The 18,686-nt window shown below is 34.2% G+C and carries 14 protein-coding genes; 7 read left to right on the top strand and 7 right to left on the bottom strand.

Features of this window, described 5'->3' with window-relative positions:
• Nucleotides 1–269 precede the first annotated feature (269 nt).
• Both GKZ86_RS17830 and meaB read left to right on the top strand, forming a co-directional pair.
• Nucleotides 270–3,425 (top strand): hypothetical protein, encoded by a 3,156-nt coding sequence (locus GKZ86_RS17830; RefSeq protein WP_154784418.1) that lies wholly within the window; start codon nt 270–272, stop codon nt 3,423–3,425.
• A gap of 395 nt (nt 3,426–3,820) precedes the next feature.
• The gene (gene meaB, locus GKZ86_RS17825; protein WP_154784417.1) at nt 3,821–4,912 is read left to right on the top strand and encodes a methylmalonyl Co-A mutase-associated GTPase MeaB; all 1,092 of its coding nucleotides are present in this window, start codon (nt 3,821–3,823) and stop codon (nt 4,910–4,912) included.
• Between the two features lie 29 nt (nt 4,913–4,941).
• Here meaB and GKZ86_RS17820 read toward each other — a convergent pair whose 3' ends face one another.
• The 4 genes from GKZ86_RS17820 to GKZ86_RS17805 form a co-directional block, all read right to left on the bottom strand.
• Nucleotides 4,942–5,487, bottom strand: coding sequence for a hypothetical protein (locus GKZ86_RS17820; protein WP_154784416.1), 546 nt, complete (start codon nt 5,485–5,487; stop codon nt 4,942–4,944).
• Between the two features lie 282 nt (nt 5,488–5,769).
• Complete coding sequence (locus tag GKZ86_RS17815; RefSeq protein ID WP_154784415.1) at nt 5,770–7,713, bottom strand: LTA synthase family protein; 1,944 nt, start codon at nt 7,711–7,713, stop codon at nt 5,770–5,772.
• A gap of 489 nt (nt 7,714–8,202) precedes the next feature.
• The gene (locus tag GKZ86_RS17810) at nt 8,203–8,430 is read right to left on the bottom strand and encodes a hypothetical protein (RefSeq protein WP_059116453.1); all 228 of its coding nucleotides are present in this window, start codon (nt 8,428–8,430) and stop codon (nt 8,203–8,205) included.
• A 119-nt stretch (nt 8,431–8,549) separates the two neighbouring features.
• Complete coding sequence (locus GKZ86_RS17805) at nt 8,550–9,935, bottom strand: MATE family efflux transporter (protein ID WP_194632552.1); 1,386 nt, start codon at nt 9,933–9,935, stop codon at nt 8,550–8,552.
• A 189-nt stretch (nt 9,936–10,124) separates the two neighbouring features.
• Here GKZ86_RS17805 and GKZ86_RS17800 point away from each other — a divergent pair, with 189 nt between their 5' ends.
• The gene (locus tag GKZ86_RS17800; protein ID WP_154784414.1) at nt 10,125–10,658 is read left to right on the top strand and encodes a hypothetical protein; all 534 of its coding nucleotides are present in this window, start codon (nt 10,125–10,127) and stop codon (nt 10,656–10,658) included.
• 121 nt (nt 10,659–10,779) lie between these two features.
• Here GKZ86_RS17800 and GKZ86_RS17795 read toward each other — a convergent pair whose 3' ends face one another.
• The 3 genes from GKZ86_RS17795 to GKZ86_RS17785 all read right to left on the bottom strand — a co-directional run bounded on the left by GKZ86_RS17795 (nt 10,780) and on the right by GKZ86_RS17785 (nt 15,197).
• Nucleotides 10,780–12,552 (bottom strand): cytochrome-c peroxidase, encoded by a 1,773-nt coding sequence (locus tag GKZ86_RS17795; protein WP_154784413.1) that lies wholly within the window; start codon nt 12,550–12,552, stop codon nt 10,780–10,782.
• Between the two features lie 96 nt (nt 12,553–12,648).
• Entirely contained in the window at nt 12,649–14,121 is a 1,473-nt protein-coding gene (locus tag GKZ86_RS17790) for a hypothetical protein (RefSeq protein WP_154784412.1), read from the bottom strand.
• Nucleotides 14,122–14,315: 194 nt separating this feature from the next.
• Nucleotides 14,316–15,197 carry a PPK2 family polyphosphate kinase gene (locus GKZ86_RS17785; RefSeq protein WP_154784411.1) on the bottom strand — a complete coding sequence of 294 codons (882 nt, stop codon included), beginning with the start codon at nt 15,195–15,197 and terminating at the stop codon, nt 14,316–14,318.
• 300 nt (nt 15,198–15,497) lie between these two features.
• On the opposite strand from GKZ86_RS17785, the gene GKZ86_RS17780 reads away from it, so the two are divergent.
• The 4 genes from GKZ86_RS17780 to GKZ86_RS17765 all read left to right on the top strand — a co-directional run bounded on the left by GKZ86_RS17780 (nt 15,498) and on the right by GKZ86_RS17765 (nt 18,677).
• Nucleotides 15,498–15,929 carry a hypothetical protein gene (locus tag GKZ86_RS17780; protein ID WP_154784410.1) on the top strand — a complete coding sequence of 144 codons (432 nt, stop codon included), beginning with the start codon at nt 15,498–15,500 and terminating at the stop codon, nt 15,927–15,929.
• A gap of 7 nt (nt 15,930–15,936) precedes the next feature.
• Nucleotides 15,937–16,773: a hypothetical protein gene (locus tag GKZ86_RS17775; RefSeq protein WP_154784409.1), complete on the top strand. Its 837-nt coding sequence runs from the start codon at nt 15,937–15,939 to the stop codon at nt 16,771–16,773.
• 435 nt (nt 16,774–17,208) lie between these two features.
• Complete coding sequence (locus GKZ86_RS17770; protein ID WP_154784408.1) at nt 17,209–17,709, top strand: RNA polymerase sigma factor; 501 nt, start codon at nt 17,209–17,211, stop codon at nt 17,707–17,709.
• Between the two features lie 2 nt (nt 17,710–17,711).
• Complete coding sequence (locus GKZ86_RS17765; RefSeq protein WP_154784407.1) at nt 17,712–18,677, top strand: hypothetical protein; 966 nt, start codon at nt 17,712–17,714, stop codon at nt 18,675–18,677.
• Nucleotides 18,678–18,686: the final 9 nt, after the last annotated feature.

Raw genomic sequence — 18,686 nt, 5'->3', positions numbered from 1 at the left:
TATTATCTGCTCATTATAAGCCTATACTTCAAGCCTCAATAATAAACCTACCTTCTTCTCTTCCCCGCATCAAGATTATAAAAGGTACAGTTTCATCATTATAAGTCCTATTGGTTGTCAATAGCCTTATTTTTTTATCACAATACCACAAATACCACACACATAAACGAATTGCCCACAAAAGGGTATTCATTCGCATGTCTTTCAATGTCTTACTTTTTGAGTAGTCATTGAGATTTGTATTATTTAAAAAATTAAAAATTAAAAAAATGAAGAAAAATCTATTCTGTATATGGCTTATGTTTTTAGCCATATTATTTTCGGTAAACATGGAAGCCCAAATGACCATTGGGGGCAAAAAAGAACCTGAGGCTTTCTCGGTTCTGGAACTTCTTAACAAAGGAGGACTTCGACTGCCTCAAATGACAACTGCTGAGCGTAATGCTTTTGCAGTACAAGGTAATACCAAAGGTGAAGGTCTTACCATTTATAATATAGATACCAAGTGTGTGGAGTACTGGAACAAAGTACGCTGGGTAAGTTTATGTGAAGGAACATCACAAACCGTAATAAGCCCGCAGGCATGTCTTGATGTTGCTGCTGACGGTACGGGATGTGACAGCACATTTGACATTACAGACCCGGATTGTCCTAACGGACCATTTAATATTACGATTACCGCCGGTTCAGAATATGCCACTTTAAGCGATGTGGATATTGTTAACGGAAAATTTAATATCAATTTTTTCCCCAATGAAACGGTAAACATACATACCGTTCTGGTACGCGTAACAAGCACATGTACCAGTTTATACAAAGAGTTTTTATTCTCTCAAAAAGGTGTCGATTGTAATTCTATGACATATCCTGCACCAACAATAACAGCATCGGGAACCACTTTATGTACAGGCGGTTCAGTATATTTATCAGTTCCGGCTAATAGTGCTAACCTTGATAAATTAATCTGGACGCGTAACGGTATTGAAGTTGCCCGCGGTGTTAATTATTATATAGCAACCCAAAAAGGAAAATACAATGTTTCTATGGGAGCTGCAGGATGTAATACAAACGCAGCAAATGAAAAAAACATTACAGAATCCGGAACCGTAGCGCCATCTAATATTACCATATTAGCTTCTAATAATGGAGTCCTTTGTGGTACAAATTCGGTTATACTTTCTGCATCCGGAACTACCGGAAGCATAATGTGGTTTCATAATGGCGTTCAGGAAACAAATGGTGCTACAGCTACTTTAAGTGGTGATAGCAGTGTTGGCGATTGGTTTGCAGCAGTAAAAGACGGAAATTGTTTTTCTAAACAGTCTAACACCATTAATATAACAAAAAGCACAGCAACAGGACAGATCAGTATTCCTGACAGCGACATATTAGTAAACGGAAAACCATTAAACACCTTTACATCATTCTGCTCTGGTGGTTCTTTATATTTAAGTGTTGCCAATAAACAAAGTGGTATTAGTTATGCCTGGTATAACGGTAATGATCTTATAACAGTTAATCCGTTTGTAGTACCAAGTTCTCAAAATACAATGTCACTCCGTATGATTGCTACAGATAACAGCGGTGCAAAATGCCCTGCAGAAGCACATGTGTTAGAAAAAAATATCACAACAGGAAATACTCCCGGTCAGCCGAACATTACAGGTAAAACCATACTTTGCGACGGTAGTACAGATTTAACAATCGTTCCGGCAGCAGCTGGCACTTACACTTATACATGGTACAAGGATAATGTAAAAATGAGTGAAACTGCAGCAACAATTACAGTTTCAGAAGGCGGGGTTTACAATGCTACGGTTGCAAATGCAACAGGCTGTACCAGTACAATGGCTGTAAAAACAGTATCATCAACCGTTTCAAGCTTACCGGTGGTTTCATGGATATCTAATCCTGCAACCGCTACATTTGGAGCAAAAGTGACACTCCAGGCATCCGGGACATTCAACCCAACATCGTATGCATGGACCGCTGACAATGGTGCTAGTGTCACTGGTTCAGGAGCAAGTGTATCTATACAACTTCCGGCAAGTGGAACTGATGGGCAAAAAGTTAAAATTACGGTAACGGCTAAAAACGACTGTGGAGACTCTGTTCCATTAACTCATGAAATTACACTAAATAATTTATGTCCTACACCTGTTCTTACTGCACAATCCGGTACAACCCAAAACATTACAGCGGGTACTGCGGTAACTTTATCAGTATCTGCATCAAGTGCTGTTCAGGCAACTTATCAATGGTATAGCAATACATCGACAAGTACTACAGGCGGTACAGCTATAAACGGGGCAACTACGGCTTCTTATTCTTACACACCTTCTGCGGTAGGAACAACTTATTTTTACTGTATTGTAAAAAATGGCTGTTCAGGTAATCCAACGGCAACTTCACCAGCATTCACAATTAACGCAACAGTGAATCCGATTAATATACCAGTTGGTACAGGTACTCTTGGCGGCAGAACTTGTTTTGATATTGCAGAGAGTAATTTTAATACTACTTGTGGTACTCAAGCTGCTCGTACGACAAATAAGGCAGATTTTAATACAACTGCTGTAAATACACAAACGTATACTTTTACACCGGTGGGTACAGTAAGTAAAGTGCGTTTTGTTTATGTAGAATCGATTACTGGTATTGTCAAATCGTTTATTCCTGATGTAGATAACTCACAGACCCTTAATGTATCTGGATTTCTTACAGCTAAAATGATATATAATACTAATCTTAGCAGCAGCAGTGTTGGTGCAAACAATGGTATGACTTTCGGAAAAACAGCACCTGATGCACTTAAGGTAATCATATACGCTATTTATAACACGAAAGCTGACGGAAGTGGTGCGGATGCAACAGTTAAGCTGACAGCTCAGATTAAAGACTGTGCATGCTGTGGAGCTAATATAGATACTGGAGTCTGGAAAGAATTTATGTGTCATAACTTAGGTGTTGATCAGTCTTTAGACCCATTTACTCCGGATCCTGCTTTAAACGGATCTTATTATAATTTTGGTGCAGCTACTCCTACTGATCCGTATGATTATAATCCTAATGCCTGGGCAACTACTAATGGTGTTAAAACAGCTAAAGATCCTTGTCCGGCCGGTTACCGTATACCAACTGGAGCCGAATGGTATGGAGTAATCACTTACAATACTAAAACCCTAAAAGGTGTATCTGGTACTGGAAAAGGTGGAATTTTACTTGGTGAAACTTTGATGATTCCTTATGCTTCATATCAATTTTCTCCTATTCCTCCTTCGGGACGCCTTTCTTATTTTAGTTCGACTTCAAATGGTTCTACGCTTACTGGTTTGTACAATACCGGGTTTAGTACTACTACTCTTCAAGTAACACAACTTGGTAACACCATGAAAACACCTATTCGATGCATATCAATAAATTAAATACTTATTGAAAGAATTAATATTAACAGGATTTGCGGTTTTAGGCTTGTTACCCGCATCGCAGGCACAAACTATAAACCTTAACTTCTTGCATTATTGAGTTATTAATGAAAATAATAACCTTAAGAAAGGCAGTTCTATACGAACTGCCTTTTTTTGTATTTATAATTTTGCGATCCTAAATATAAAACTTCGAGAGAGGAATTTTCGAAACCAAAGTCCTAAGACATACTACAAGTCAGTTTCTAGTGTGATCCTTCTCCCGAGGCTTCGGGACCAGGATGACAAAAAAATCCGTACAATTAGTGGCAAAAAAAACTACAACAGTTTCAAAGAAAATCCTTTTTTGAAACTGTTTTTGTTTTCTGTACTTTTACAAGACCAAAAAAAGTATTTTGTCAAGTTCAAAAAGCCAATCAAGCAGTTTACAAGAAAAAGCTGGAATTTCGCCTCCTGAAATTATCAATGTTTCTGCTATTTCTCAAATTCAGAAAAACAGAAAACAACAACCTTCATCTGATGAATTAATTGATGGAATTTTAAATGGAAACAGAACTGCTTTAAGTCGCGCCATTACTTTAGTGGAAAGCACAAATCCGGAGCATGCTGCAAAAGCAAACGAAATTATAAACGGTTGTTTACCTCACGCAAATAAATCGGTACGAATAGGAATTACAGGAGTTCCCGGCGTTGGAAAAAGTACTTTTATTGAAGCTTTTGGAACATTTTTAACCGATTTAGGAAAAAAAGTGGCCGTCTTGGCGGTAGATCCGAGTAGTTCACTTTCTCACGGCAGTATTTTAGGCGACAAAACCCGAATGGAAGAATTGGTGAAAGATGAAAATGCCTTTATTCGTCCGAGCGCTTCCGGTGATACTTTAGGCGGCGTTGCGCGCAAAACCCGTGAATCGATTATTTTGTGCGAAGCCGCCGGTTTTGACACTATAATTATAGAAACGGTTGGCGTTGGTCAAAGTGAAACTGCGGTTCACAGTATGGTTGATTTTTTTCTATTACTGAAAATTTCCGGTGCCGGAGATGAACTTCAAGGCATTAAACGCGGTATTATGGAAATGGCCGATGCGATTGTTATCAATAAAGCAGACGGTGATAATATTAAAAAAGCCAATCAGGCAAAACTGGAATTTAATCGTGCGCTGCATTTATTCCCTCCCAAAAAATCAAACTGGCAGCCAAAAGTTACAACTTGCAGTGCCATTACGAAAGATGGTATTTTAGATATCTGGAACACTATTTCTGATTATTTCGAAATGACAAAAGAATCGGGTTTCTTTCAGGAAAAAAGAAACGAACAAAACCATTTCTGGATGATGGAAACTATCGATGAACATTTGAAATCAAACTTTTACAATCAGCCTGGGATTATTGAGCAAATGGAACAAATCAAAAAAGCGGTGCAAAATGATGAAATATCACCTTTTGCAGCCGCTCAGTTTTTATTAAGTGAATATAAAAAACAGCTCTAAATTCCTTAAAGCTTTTTTTACAATTTTATTTATTTCACATTCATTGAAATTGTATAAGTATCTTCACTTTCCTGAATAGGATATTTACCAGGAACTAAAATATCTGAATTGAATTTTAAAGGTTTAACTAATTCCGGAGCTATAGTTTGTCCTTCCGGTATTAAATAAACTTCACCATTACGTAATAATCCTTTTTTATGTTCTTCTGTTAAAGCACTTTTTTGAATTGTCATGACAAATTTATCGGCTTCATTTGTAACACGCACTGGTGTTCCATCAGTGTTTGGCTTAGAAAAACCATAGGTCTTCCAATCGTAAAAAACAAAATTACAAAACCCTTCCGGCTGACTGCAGTCAATATTATGTGCTCCCCAAGCATGCACAATAACGCCTTCATAGTGAGGTAAATATCTATGAGTATTGGGCTGATTTTGCTGTTCTGTTTTTGAAGATTCAGCATTTTGATTTTCACTGGATTCGTTGCTACAGCTTATAAAAAAAACTGCAGACACAAAAAATAACATCACTTTTAATACTTCAGATTTTTCAATCTTTTTTTGTTGTAAATTTTTCATAATAAATAATTTAATTGACTCCCTACTCTATTACTGGCTTTTCAGGTTACGCCTTTTGGTTTAGTATATATCAATTAAATTTATTTTTTGTTACCCTTTTCGTTTGAATTTTAATACAAAAAAAAGCTGTTAAGTATGAAATTACATACTTAACAGCTTTTTTTTAAAGGGACTAAGTTACTAAGGAACTAAGGTGCTAAGGTTTTCTAAATACTGATTTTTTTAAGGCACTGAGGTACTAAGGTGCTAAGCTTTTAAAAACTCAGCACCTTAGAATCTTAGCTACTTAGAACCTTTCCCTCTAAGCTTATATTTATTCTCTTTATACAAGTTTCCTGCTGTAATTACATGCGCCAAAGCATCTTTTGCTAATTCTTCATTTAATTTTACAGGAACTAAAGTAGTATCATTTTTAATTTCAAATTGCAAAGGTTTCAAATTTGGCTGCATAATTACAACCTGATTTTCGACTCTGAATGCGTTGATGTCATTAAATTGCATGATGGATCTTCCCTGAACTTTTGGATCTAATTTATGTAAATTTCTTCCAACCATTGGTGTTTCAAAAGGAACGCCCAAATAACCTAATAATGTTGGCGGAATATCAATTTGACTCGCCAGATTGCTATAAACTTTTCCTTTTTGAACTCCTGGTCCCATTATTAAAGCCGGAATATGGAATTTATTAATTGGCACTAAATTTTTTCCGTATGTTCTTGTGTTATGATCGGCAATTACGATGAAAATAGTGTTTTTAAAATACGCTTCTTTTTTTGCCATTTCGAAGAATTTCCCAATAGAGAAATCGGCATATTTCATGGCATTATTTACCGTTGCAGGTTTTTTGTCGAAAGGTTTTATTCTTCCTGCCGGATATTCAAAAGGTTCATGGTTTGATGTCGAAAACATTAAAGAAAAGAACGGTTTGTCGCCTTTTGCCTTAAAATAATTATTGGCTTTTGTTACCAAATCTTCATCAGAATAACCCCAGGTTCCTTTAAAAGCATATTTATTTCCGTCAGATTCAAAATCTTCCTGATCTACAATATCCTGAAAACCGTTTCCGTTAAAAAACGAAGCCATATTATCAAAATTCGCCATTCCGCCGTAAATAAAACTGGTTTCATATCCTTTTTGTTTTAGAGCTTCGGCCAACGTAAAAAATCCTTGTTGTGAGTTTCCTAATTTCACCACACTTTCTGATGGTGAAGGTAAAAATCCTGTTACAACAGCTTCGATTCCGCGAACGCTTCTTGTTCCTGTGCAATATAAATTGGTAAACAATAAACCTTCTTTAGATAATTTATCAAATTCAGGCGTTAAAGGTTTTCCACCTAAAATTCCAACATATTCAGCTCCTAAACTCTCTTGCAGAAAAATAACCAAATTATAAGGTTTTGTAATTGCTGAATCCGGTTGTTGTACGTGAAGAAACGGAATATTGGCATCGGTAAAATCCGAAGGTCCTGCAATCATGTATTTTTTTACACGTGCAATGGCTTCTGCTTCTTCCATTTTTCCGTACATCTTTGTGTTTCCTTCATTTTTAATAGAATAAGCGGCAAAAGCAACCGTATAAAATGAATTTAATCCTAAAGTGTTCGTTAACTGATCTGTAGAAAAAACAGCATTACTGGCATTTATCGGACGTTTTGATGTTAAGCTTGAACGTGCTCCAAAAAACAATAGAAAAGCAACTAATGGAAAAAGTATTAATTTGGTTTTATATGCTGTACTTGTGGTATGGAAAAGTTTTTTCCCCTTTTTGAAAGCAAAATACAAAACAACTCCTAAAATCAGGAAAGTTACAATGATTGAAGTCAGGTAACTTTTTAAAAGCATTCCGACAACTTCTTTTGGATAAATTAAATAATCAAGGAAAATCTTATTCGGACGTGTATCGTATTGTTTTACAAAATCAGGCGAAGCCAATTCTACAAACAGTATTAAAAACAGGAATAAAAAACTGTAAATCACCAAAAAGCTGTTGGTGAATTTCAGTGCTTTATTGGGTAAAAAAGTAATTAGAACTGCCGGAAGAAAGGATAAATAACAAAGTAAAATTAAATCCATTCGAAGACCGATTGGAAAAATATACCAGAAATTTGGTGTTTCTACTACTCTTTCTTTAAATATAAAAAACAAACACAATCGGCTTAACGTAGTGATTAGCAATCCGATTGCTATAAAATTAAAAATAGGTTTTAAATAACTTAGTTTTTTCATTAGATTATTTAGATTAGTTCTTGGTTGAAATATTATAGATACGAACTCGTAATGTTTTTGTTTCACACAGATTTAAAAAGATTTAAGCAGATAGATGCAGAGATCTTTTTGCAAATTCTAAAATTAAATCTGCTCGAATCTGCAGAATGTGTTTGATTTTTTTGTTTCACGCAGATTTAAAAAAGATTTAAGCAGATAAATGCAGAGATCTTTTAGCAAATTTTAAAATTAAATCTGCTCGAATCTGCAGAATGTGTTTGATTTTTTTTGTTTCACGCAGATTTAAAAAAGATTTAAGCAGATAAATGCAGATCTTTTAGCAAATTTTAAAATTAAATCTGCTCGAATCTGCAGAATCTGCGTGAAACAAAAATCTTTGCAATCTGTGACTCTGCTTGAAATTTTCGGTGTTAAAAAAAGAAACCGGATACATAGGAGACGCACTGCTGTGCGCCTCTACTCTTAACTCTTTTATCTTTACTCTTTCACCTATTCTTCGTAACGGTTTATTTCTCTATCGTAAAATTCATTTGCCAAAACAATCAAACCTTCCATTTCAGCATTTAATTCAGCTTCATCAAGATCTTCGGCTTCTTCCATAATCTCAACCTCATCATCTTTTAAATTGATTATAAATCTTGGATAATCAAGGTGAATGATGAAAATATCATCTGGAAAATCAGTATTGTCTCCGAGTAAAAATTTTGGTAATTCCATTTTAATTTATTTTTGTTTTTATATTTTTTTGCCACAGATTTAAAAGATTCTCCAGATTATTTTAAAAAAATCATTTTAATCCTTGAAATCTGTTGCTTATATTTTTTCTCTTTTCAAATTTAGTTATTTGAAAATGAATTATTGATTAATTTTTTTGTCAGATAATGAAAGCGCATATAGAGAAAAATTGCAGCTGTAGTTAATCCTGCCAAAAGTCCTATCCAAACGCCTTGCGCCTTCCATTCTGTATATTCTCCCAAATAATACGAAATAGGAAAACCAATAACCCAATAAGCTACAAATGTGATATACATTGGAATTTTGACATCCTGCAATCCGCGTAAAGCGCCCAGAACCACAACCTGTATTCCATCAGAAATTTGAAAAATGGCTGCAACAAGTAATAATTTCACAGCAATTTGAATTACTTCTGTATTATCCGCAAGTTGTGATGTGTTTTCCATCTTTAGAAAAAGATAAGGCAGATCATGACGAAAAGTGATAAATATAATCGCGAAAAAAACTTCGAGAATAATAGCCAGTAAAAAGATCGAACGTGCAATGACAACCAATTGTTTAAAATCCATTAATGTTCTTTGGTTACTAACACGAATCATTGAAACTACACTTAAACCCATTGCAAACATAAATGTCATCGAAGATAAACTTAATGCAACTTGGTTGGCGGCCTGACTTGTTTTGCCAATGTTACCGCATAGCCATATCGATGATGCAAAAAGTACGACTTCAAAAAGCATTTGCATTGCCGATGGAAAACCCAGTCCAATTATTTTTTTAATGGTTTCTTTTTTAATTTCTTCAAAACTAAAATCCTGAAAATATGTTTTTAGCTGTTCTCTCCTTGATAGAATTATGTGCATGAAGATTACCATAATAATTCTGGAAATCACAGTTCCTAAAGCTGCACCAACAATTCCCATTTTAGGAAAAATCCAAACACCGTAAATCAACATATAATTAATTCCGATATGAATAATATTTGCCATAATGATGGCGTACATCGAATATTTTGTCATCGATAATCCGTCAGCAAATTGTTTGTAACCCTGATATATAATTAATGGAACCAATGAAAATGCAACCCATGCCAAATAGGGTTTTGCCAAAGCAATAACATCTGCAGGCTGATGCATTAACTCCATTAAAGGCATTGCTAATATTATTAATAAGAAAAGCAAAATTCCTAAAATGGTACATAAAAGCAATCCATGATGAAAAGTCGCACGAATTTTATTTGCATTTTTTTCAGCATCAGCTTCAGCTACAATTGGTGTAAGCGCGGTAGAAAATCCTATTCCTAAAGACAAAGCGATAAAAATCATACTATTTCCTAATGAAACTGCTGCAAGTTCTGTAGCTCCTAATTTCCCTACCATGATATTGTCGACAATACCAATTAAGGTATGACCAACCATTCCTAATATTATAGGATAAGCCAGTCTAAAATTATACGAGAACTCCTTGGTGTATTGCTTTAAATTCACTTTTACGCTTTTTAGTCGGCAAAGATAATCAGAAGCTTTGGATTCTATCCTATTATTAAAAAATGTAAGCCAATTTTAAGAATTCAGCACCAAACGAAATATTATATAACAATTCCTGAAAATTATATAACAAAGCCCAAAACACTAGGGTTTACTTTTACATTATTAATAATTCAAAATAATATCACAATGAAATTACAAAATCTAAGAACTTTCAGCCTAGCAATTATTGCTACTTTATACGCCAGTACAACATTCGCTCAAACTACAACAGAAAGCGAAATTAAAAATTACGATCAGGGTTTTAGATTAGGTTTTGGTATTAATGGCGGTTTACCAACAGATAACGCATACGATTGGGCTTTGGGCGGTGATGTGCGTTTACAATATGATTTGTCTAAGAGAACTTCTCTTACGTTAACAACAGGTTTTACCAACTTATTTCAGGGAAAAGATGAAAATGGAGTTGATGGAAAAGATTTAGGTTTTATTCCGGCAAAAGCAGGATTTAAAGCTTTTATCTGGGAAGATCAATTTTATGTTTTAGGTGAAGTTGGTGCTGGTTTCGCAGTAACAAACGGTTACGATGACACGACTTTTATTTGGGCCCCGGGAATTGGTTATGCCAACAAATACATTGATATCAGTGTACGCTACGAAAATTATAACACTTTCAAAACTGATCAGGTAGCGCTTCGTTTGGCCTACGGTTTTGATTTGTAAAAATACTTTTATTTTTATTCTTTTGTTTTTGGTAAAACCCGGCAGTTCCTCATAGTCTGCCGGGTTTTTACATTTATAAATTAACGCCTACTTATTAAATTAAACGATTCATTTTCTATTCTTAATTCGAATATTTCTTATCTGTCAATGTTTTCATGAAGGCGATTAATTGTTGCTTTTCCTTATCAGATAAATTTAATTTGTCTTCGGGCAATGTTTGGTTCGGGACTTCAAATCCTAAACCTATTCCGCCGCCGTCATTATAAAAATCAATAACTTCTTCCAGCGTTTTATAAACACCATTGTGCATATACGGAGCTGTAAGTGCTATGTTTCTTATGGTTGGGGTTTTAAATGAATTTTTATGAATCGCAGCCTGCGTTATGACAAACTTGCCTAAATCTCCGTCGAGTTTTTTATTTTTATCAGGAACACCTAAAATTTCACTTTCAGATTTGCTGAAATTTGGCGGAACGGTTCCGTTGGTAAGCGGAATAAAATGACAAGTCGCACATTTGGCTTTTCCTGCAAATAAATTAAATCCTGCTTTTTCATCTGCCGTAAATGCTGTTTTATTTTGCATATAACCGTCAAATTTAGAATCGTAATGACTTAAGGAACGTATGTAAGACGCCAAAGCATTTTTGATTGTAAATTCGTTTATTTCTCCTTTTGGAAAAGCTTTCTTAAAATCTTTTATATAATCTTCTTTCTTTTGAATTGCCAAAGCAGATTTGTCTAAAGATCCGTGCATTTCGTTTTCGTTTTTAATCACGGCGATTGCCTGATCTTCAAGATAACTTACTCTTGAATCTGCAAAAAATACACGCTGAAAAGCAATATTAGTTAATGTTGGCGTATTACGCTGAATCATCGATTTTCCGTCTAATGAAATGGCTTTTTCCAAACCATCTGTAAATGCTTTTTCTGCATGATGGCATGAGGCGCAGGAACGTGTATTGTTTCCTGATAAAATGGGATCATTGAATAACTTTTTACCTAAAGTAATTTTTTCAGGTGTCGTTTCATAATCCGGGAAACCCGAAAAAGCTTCGGCATCAAAAGCATCTTTATCAAATAACGTTTGTGCCGTTACTTTTAAGCCTCTTTGTTCTTTCATGAACGGAATTCCTAATTCTGATTGTGTTTTATAAATTTCTTTGCTTAACGGATTTGCAATTTCCTTGATAAAATAGGCGCGATCGAAAGCATTAAAATTATTATTGGTTTTTAAATACTTTTTCCCTTTTTCAAGAATTTCAAGTACTTGTTTAGCATTTGAAACTGTTTTATTCTGAAGATAAATACGGTAATATTTTTCGATTGTTTCTAAAGATACAGAAGCTTCCGTAAGTGAATTGAGAACAACCGGCGAATCAAAACCAGTAATTCCTAAAGTAATAATTCGATACACTTCTAATCGCATGGCATCAAAAACATGCGCATCTGTCAATTCTGTAGAATTTGAAACTTTTTCTAACCGAATTAAATTTCCGGATAAAATGCCCAATTCCTTAAGTAATTCTTTTTTGCTTTCTTTATTATATTTCGGAAAAACCAATTCTTCAATGACCTGAAATCCTTCGGGTGAAACGGTTACATTATCATTTTCTTCAAATTCAGGAATCGCCGGTCCGTTGATCGATTTAGAAACTGCGGGAGCATAGTATTCGCTTAGCATTTCGACTTTCTTAAAACTTTCGTGCGCTTCAATAAATTGTCTTTGAATTTGAGCTTCTGTAGAATCTGATTGTATGGAATATTTCAGTTTGGCTACTTTTTCGATTAATAAAGTAATATCAGACTGAAATAATTCATTTACTTCCTGATGTTTGTTTTTTTTCTGACAAGCAAAAAAGCTTAGTAACAACAACAAACAATATATTTTTTTCATGATGTAATAACAATTAAAAGAGGAATATTCAGAAAAACAGAAACCACTACCTCAAAATTGAAATAGTGGAAAACTGTTTTTTAATGACTTAAAAATTTATCTCGCCAAACCTTTGATAACTACAATTTGACTTGCCTGATTTTCTTCTGGACGTTTTGTTCCTCCGTCAGGACTTAAATATTTTGTTCCAGTCCAAGAATGAGGCTGCACACTTAACATAAAAGTATCCGGGATACCAAGCTGGTCAGAAACGTCAATTAATGCCCCATATTCCCAAACTCCTTTTTTGCTTGGATCTGCTACAGTCGACGAAATTACATTATATTTCGCGGCATCGGCTGCCGTACGATGGTGATCTAATTCTACCACAACTTTTAAATCTTTAGTTGCAATATTATATTGATAAATATAAGCATCGTGAGTTTCATCTCCATATAAGTTAGAATCTTCCTCAATGTAAACGTAGTTTGTAGTTACGCAAATATTATCAGGGTTTTGAAATTTACCTGCAATTCCAAAGCGGTTATCTCCGTCAAGAATAACTTCTAAAGTTCCTTTTAACGGATCAACAGCATCAAGATTTAATCTGTAAACTCTACCGTATTTAGTTCTCGAAGCATCAGCATTTACTCCTGTTGTATTTTGTCCCGTTGCGTTAAAATACAATTCACGATCTGCAGTAGCACCACCTTTACGGTAATCTAAATCTTCAACACGACCAAATTTAATCGCTTTCAAAGTATTTACAGATGCATTAATTTGTGCTCCTGTTAAAGTAGTATGATTGTCGATTTTTACGAAAGAAACCGGATACGATGTACCAACCGCCATATCTGTTTCTCTTTGGTTGTCATCATTTCTTTTAAGCATATACAAAGAACCTCCGCTTAAATCACCAACGGTATTAGATACATACATAAAAACCTGACCTCCATAAGTTCCTGAATCGTCGTCACCAATTACAACAACTGTTTTTCCTTTGTAAGCAGAAGAACGTAATGGTAAAGCGTTCTCAGCAGCTAAACGACCAAATCCTGGCAATTCTTTAGATACAGATGCAGATCCCGCACTTGCGTAAGGGTCTACAGCATGTGTACGAGACTCTTCTCCAGATTCTCCACAAGTTAAATAAACAGGTCCAAAACCGTGTTCAGCCAGTGTTGCCATTGTTGCGCTACACAACCTCCAGGTTCCTCCATTTGAATTTAATAAATATTCTCCCTTAACAGGTTTAAATGTTTTGTCTAATGTAATTCTTGAAACAGCAAAGTTATCCTCATTGTTTACTAAAAAAGTAAAAGTTCCATCCGTGTTTTTTAATAAACCTGAACCGTCAGCAGAACCTCCAAAAATATATTTTGGACTTTCCGAAAAAACGTCATCTGAACTAAAAAGTGAATAAATCTTTAAACTTTCAAAACCTGCTTGCGCTTTTAATAAACTTGGTGTTACAGATTGATCCTTCAATACAACACTTGTGGTTGGTGTTGTGTCTTCCTGATCTTTAGAATCGTTGTTACACGAGATCAGCGAGCCTAAGATAATTAGGGGTAAAATGATTCTTTTCATTTAGCTATTGGTTTGATTATATTTTTTTACAAAGTAAATCCTTACCCTTTAACTAAAAATGACCTTGGTATTATCAAAAAATGAAGAGTTTAACTAAAACTCAATCAACATCATACATAAAATTAACATTAAATTAGTAATACAAAATACTCATAAACTTACAGTAACATGCAAACAAAAAAAAGAGCCTTATTTTAAGACTCTTTTTTTAATTGTTGTTTGTAATCCTCGAAGTTGGCTTTTATTTTTTCGTCTAATTCAGGTTCCTTAATATCCGTGTGTTTTTGCATTTCTTCCCAAATAATTTTGGCAACAATATAACGCGCCATTTCTTTATCATCTGCAGGAACTATATACCAAGGTGCGTGTTCTGTCGAAGTTTTATTTATAGCTTCTTCATAATATTCCTGATATTCATCCCAATGTTCACGTTCTGCTAAATCTCCGGGAGAAAATTTCCAATTGTGCTTTCCTTCTTCCAAGCGGCGCAATAAACGTTGGCGTTGTTCTTCTTTACTTAAATGAAGATAAAACTTCATGACAATTGTACCGTTTTGGGCAATATGCTGTTCAAAATTATTAATCTGCTCAATTCTTTTTTTCCAGAATTTAGGTGTAATATCATCAACAGAATTTATTCCCGGTAAATTTTCACTTAAAATATATTCAGGATGCACACGCGTAACCAAAACATTTTCATAATGCGTTCGGTTAAAAATTCCAAACTTTCCTTTTTCAGGCAAAGCGATATAATGTCTCCATAAATAATCGTGTTCCAGTTCTGTAGAATTTGGCGTTTTAAAACTATGCACCACTACTCCACGCGGATTAAACTCTTTAAAAACCTCTCGTATTAAACTGTCTTTCCCCGAAGTATCCATTCCTTGCAGACAAATCAAAACAGAATATTTATTGTGCGCATACATGACATCCTGCAAATCGCTCAATTTTGCCTGAACCTTATCTAGCTTTTCTGCTTTTTCATCGTCATCTGCTTTTACTTTCAATAAAGTTGGAATCTTTGATAATTTTATTTTATCTGTAACTTTAAAATCATTTGGATCTATTGATTTCATATATCTTTTATTTTTATAATTATAAATATACTAATTTTACGAAGCATATTCCTGTTATTCATTGCAATACTTTTTCATTGCTACACGGCTGCACATTGGTTTTCAAAATAAATTCCCTTTAAGCACAAAATGCAACGATTCAATATTTACAAAAAATCAAAAAAGTTTCATTGGTGTAATAGCTTAATAATATTTACATTAATACTTTCTTTATATATTATATCCTTAATAAAACAGAACTTTTTTACTCAGGAAAAAGGATTATTCGATGAGATAATCTCAAAATTAATACTTGGGCTTTTGATTATTGGGATTATTGTAAAGACAATTGGATTAACAAAAATTAAAGCTCTAAATGGAGAATTTAGTGGCTTTCTTGAATTCTATGAAGATCATATTATTATAGATCAGGAGAAATTTAAAATTGATGAAATCAAATCAATTGAAATCTCAAATGATGATTATTATGGAAAATTAGACAGATATACAAGTTTTGATTCTTCACTCTCAAATGGAGTTAATAATCAAATATTATTAAGACTTAATTCAGGGCAAGGAAAATCTTTTAATTTTGAGATGTATAACGAATACGATATGGAAAAAGTTCAGGAAGAACTCTTTTTATATTATTCTAAAGGAAAAATTGATTTCTTTGAACTTACCAAAATATTAAAAATAAAAAGTAAAACAGAAATAGAAGAATTTAGAAATCAAATAAGTCTTCTAAAATAAAAAATTCATGGAAAAATTCACATTAGAAATATTATTTCAAATCATCGGAATCGGTTCTGCATCAGGATTATTTTTCAATAACGATTCACTTTATATTATTGGCGACAACAGCGGATTTTTATATGAATACAATATGCAAAACCAGCAATTAAACCAACATCCTTTAATTGATAATCCGTCGCAAAACATTGCAAAAAACATAAAACCAGATTTTGAATCGATTACGCATCATAATGATACTTTATATGTTTTTGGCTCGGGTTCTACCGAAAACCGAAACAAAATGATTGAGTTTGATTTGAAAACCAAAACCGTTTTACAAAAAAACAATCTTGTCGATTTGTACGCTGTTATGCAAAGTTTCGGATCTATAAAACCGGAAGATTTTAATTTGGAAGGCGCTATTTTTGATGGAGAAAACTGGTACTTATTCAATCGAGGAAACGGAGTTTCTAACAAAAACACCATTTTTACGATTCACGCGAAAAGCCTTGGAGAAGAATTTGCATTGGTTGCCACCAATTATAAGCTGCCAAAAATAAAAGGTGTTCGCTCTAGTTTTACGGATGCTATTTTAGTCGAAGATAAAATCTATTTTCTTTCAACTGCCGAAGACACTAAATCGACTTATGATGACGGTGAAATCCTGGGAAGTTTCATTGGCCGAATCGATCTTAAAACCATGAAAATCGATTTTACTCAAAAAATAACCTCAACCAATAAATTTGAAGGTTTGACTTTCTATAAAAAATCTAACGAAAAAATTGAGTTCCTGCTTTGTGAAGATAATGACACGGAACTTTTAGAGACAAAGGTTTTTAAGTTGACGTTGCCGATTAAGTAAATTGTGAATATTTACGATAAAGTTATAACACAGAGATTCACAAAGAATTTCACAGAGAAACACAAAGTTTAACGCATTTTGTGTCATTTCGACGAAGGAGAAATCACATAAAGGAGCTCGACAAAGATTGTCGACTCACATTGTGGAGTTTCTAGTGTGATTTCTCCTTCGTCGAAATGACACAAAATGAGAATAACAATCGTCATACTGTTAGACCTAACAGTCCCGAAGCCTCGGGATTAAAAACCTGTTAGGTCTCAGTTGTATACTTTTTAAACAAAACCACAAAGTCAATAAAATCAACACATTATAAAATAATTTGAATTATTTTTACTTTTTTTTAATATCCATCCCAACCTTTTTATCTTTTTCTCTCTCTTTAGTATAAAGACAACAATTGTGATAAACGAAACTCTAATTTCTAACTGCAAAAAAATGAATCGCGATGCCCAGCGTCAGGTTTATGAGGACATGGCTCCAAAATTGTATCGCCTTTGCAAACGATACCTTAAAAAGGAAGAAGAAATAGAAGAAGCTATGGCTGACGCTTTCTATACCATTTTTACAAAACTGGATCAACTAAAAGAAGCGCTGGCTTTTGAGGCTTGGGCAAGAAAGATAACCGTGAACCATTGTTTGGCAACGATCAAAAAAAATACAAATTTCAATATGTATCTTGATGATGTCAAATTGCTGTCACAACCTTTTACAGATGAAATTAACGCTCTTGAAGAAGAGGATTTACTCAATTTATTAAACCATATTCCAGACGGCTGTAAAACTGTTTTTAATCTTTTTGTTATTGAAGGTTACGGACACAAAGAAATAGCCAGTATGCTTAACATTTCTGAAGGCACATCAAAATCACAATTGAATGCCTCGAAAACCAAGCTGAAGGAATTAGTAAATAAATTGTATTATCAAAAAGCAAAATAGTCATGGACAATCAAGATAAAATATTCGATAAATTTAAAGAGGCAGCGCACAACTCGGAGCTGAAAGATTTTCCGGGAATGGAGAAAGTCTGGTCACGCGTTGAAGATAAACTCGACAAAAAAGAAGATAAAAAAGCGATTTCATTATGGAAAAAAATTGCAATTGCAGCTTCTTTATTACTGATCATTTCTGTAGGATCCCAGTTTTTAAAATCAGATAAAGTAACGACAATCCCAAACCAAAAAGTTGTTGTTAACGATGATAAAACAATTCAAAATGTTGTAGGGAAAGACAATGCAGTTGTTGAGAAAGATTCAAAAATGGTTTCGAAAGAAGAAGCCGTTCAGATTTTAAACAATCAGGTTAAAAATCAACAAAAAGTTGCTATAAACGAAATACAGCTTCCTATTTCTGAGGCTGTCGGAGCCGGAACATCAAGTGCACAAGAGGCTACTGCCGATTTTATGGTTGCTCCGGTACAAGCTGAAGCTGAATATTCAAAAGACGATAATTCAGATGTTAAAGGAAAAATAGATTCAGAAGCTTATTCTGATGCAAAAGAAAGAGAATCTGCTAAAGTTTCGTTTGCCGCCAAACGATCAGCATCAGCACCAATGCCTAAGAAAAATGCGCCTCTAATTATCCTTAACGGAACTGCAATGGCGCACAGCGATGAAGCAAAAAAAGACAAAATGATGTCTGCCGAACTTCCTAATTTAAATCCTGAAAATGTGGAGTCACTGGTTATTTTAGACGAACCTCTTTATATTATTGACGGCATTTATTATTCTGAAAATGATTTATATGGCCCAAACCCAACGAGTCCGTATGCGCCTTTAGACAAACAGGAAATTAAAACCATAACGATTCTCCAGGATCTTGAAGCGACATCAAAATATGGCGAAAAAGGAAAAAAAGGAGTTGTTATAATTACTACCAAAACAGGAAAACCGGTCAACAAAAAATAATTCTTACTT

It is taken from the genome of Flavobacterium sp. LC2016-13 (genome assembly GCF_009707955.1).
Lineage (GTDB): Bacteria > Bacteroidota > Bacteroidia > Flavobacteriales > Flavobacteriaceae > Flavobacterium.
Note: the sequence above shows the minus strand (reverse complement) of the source record. Positions and strands in the feature narration are given on the sequence as shown.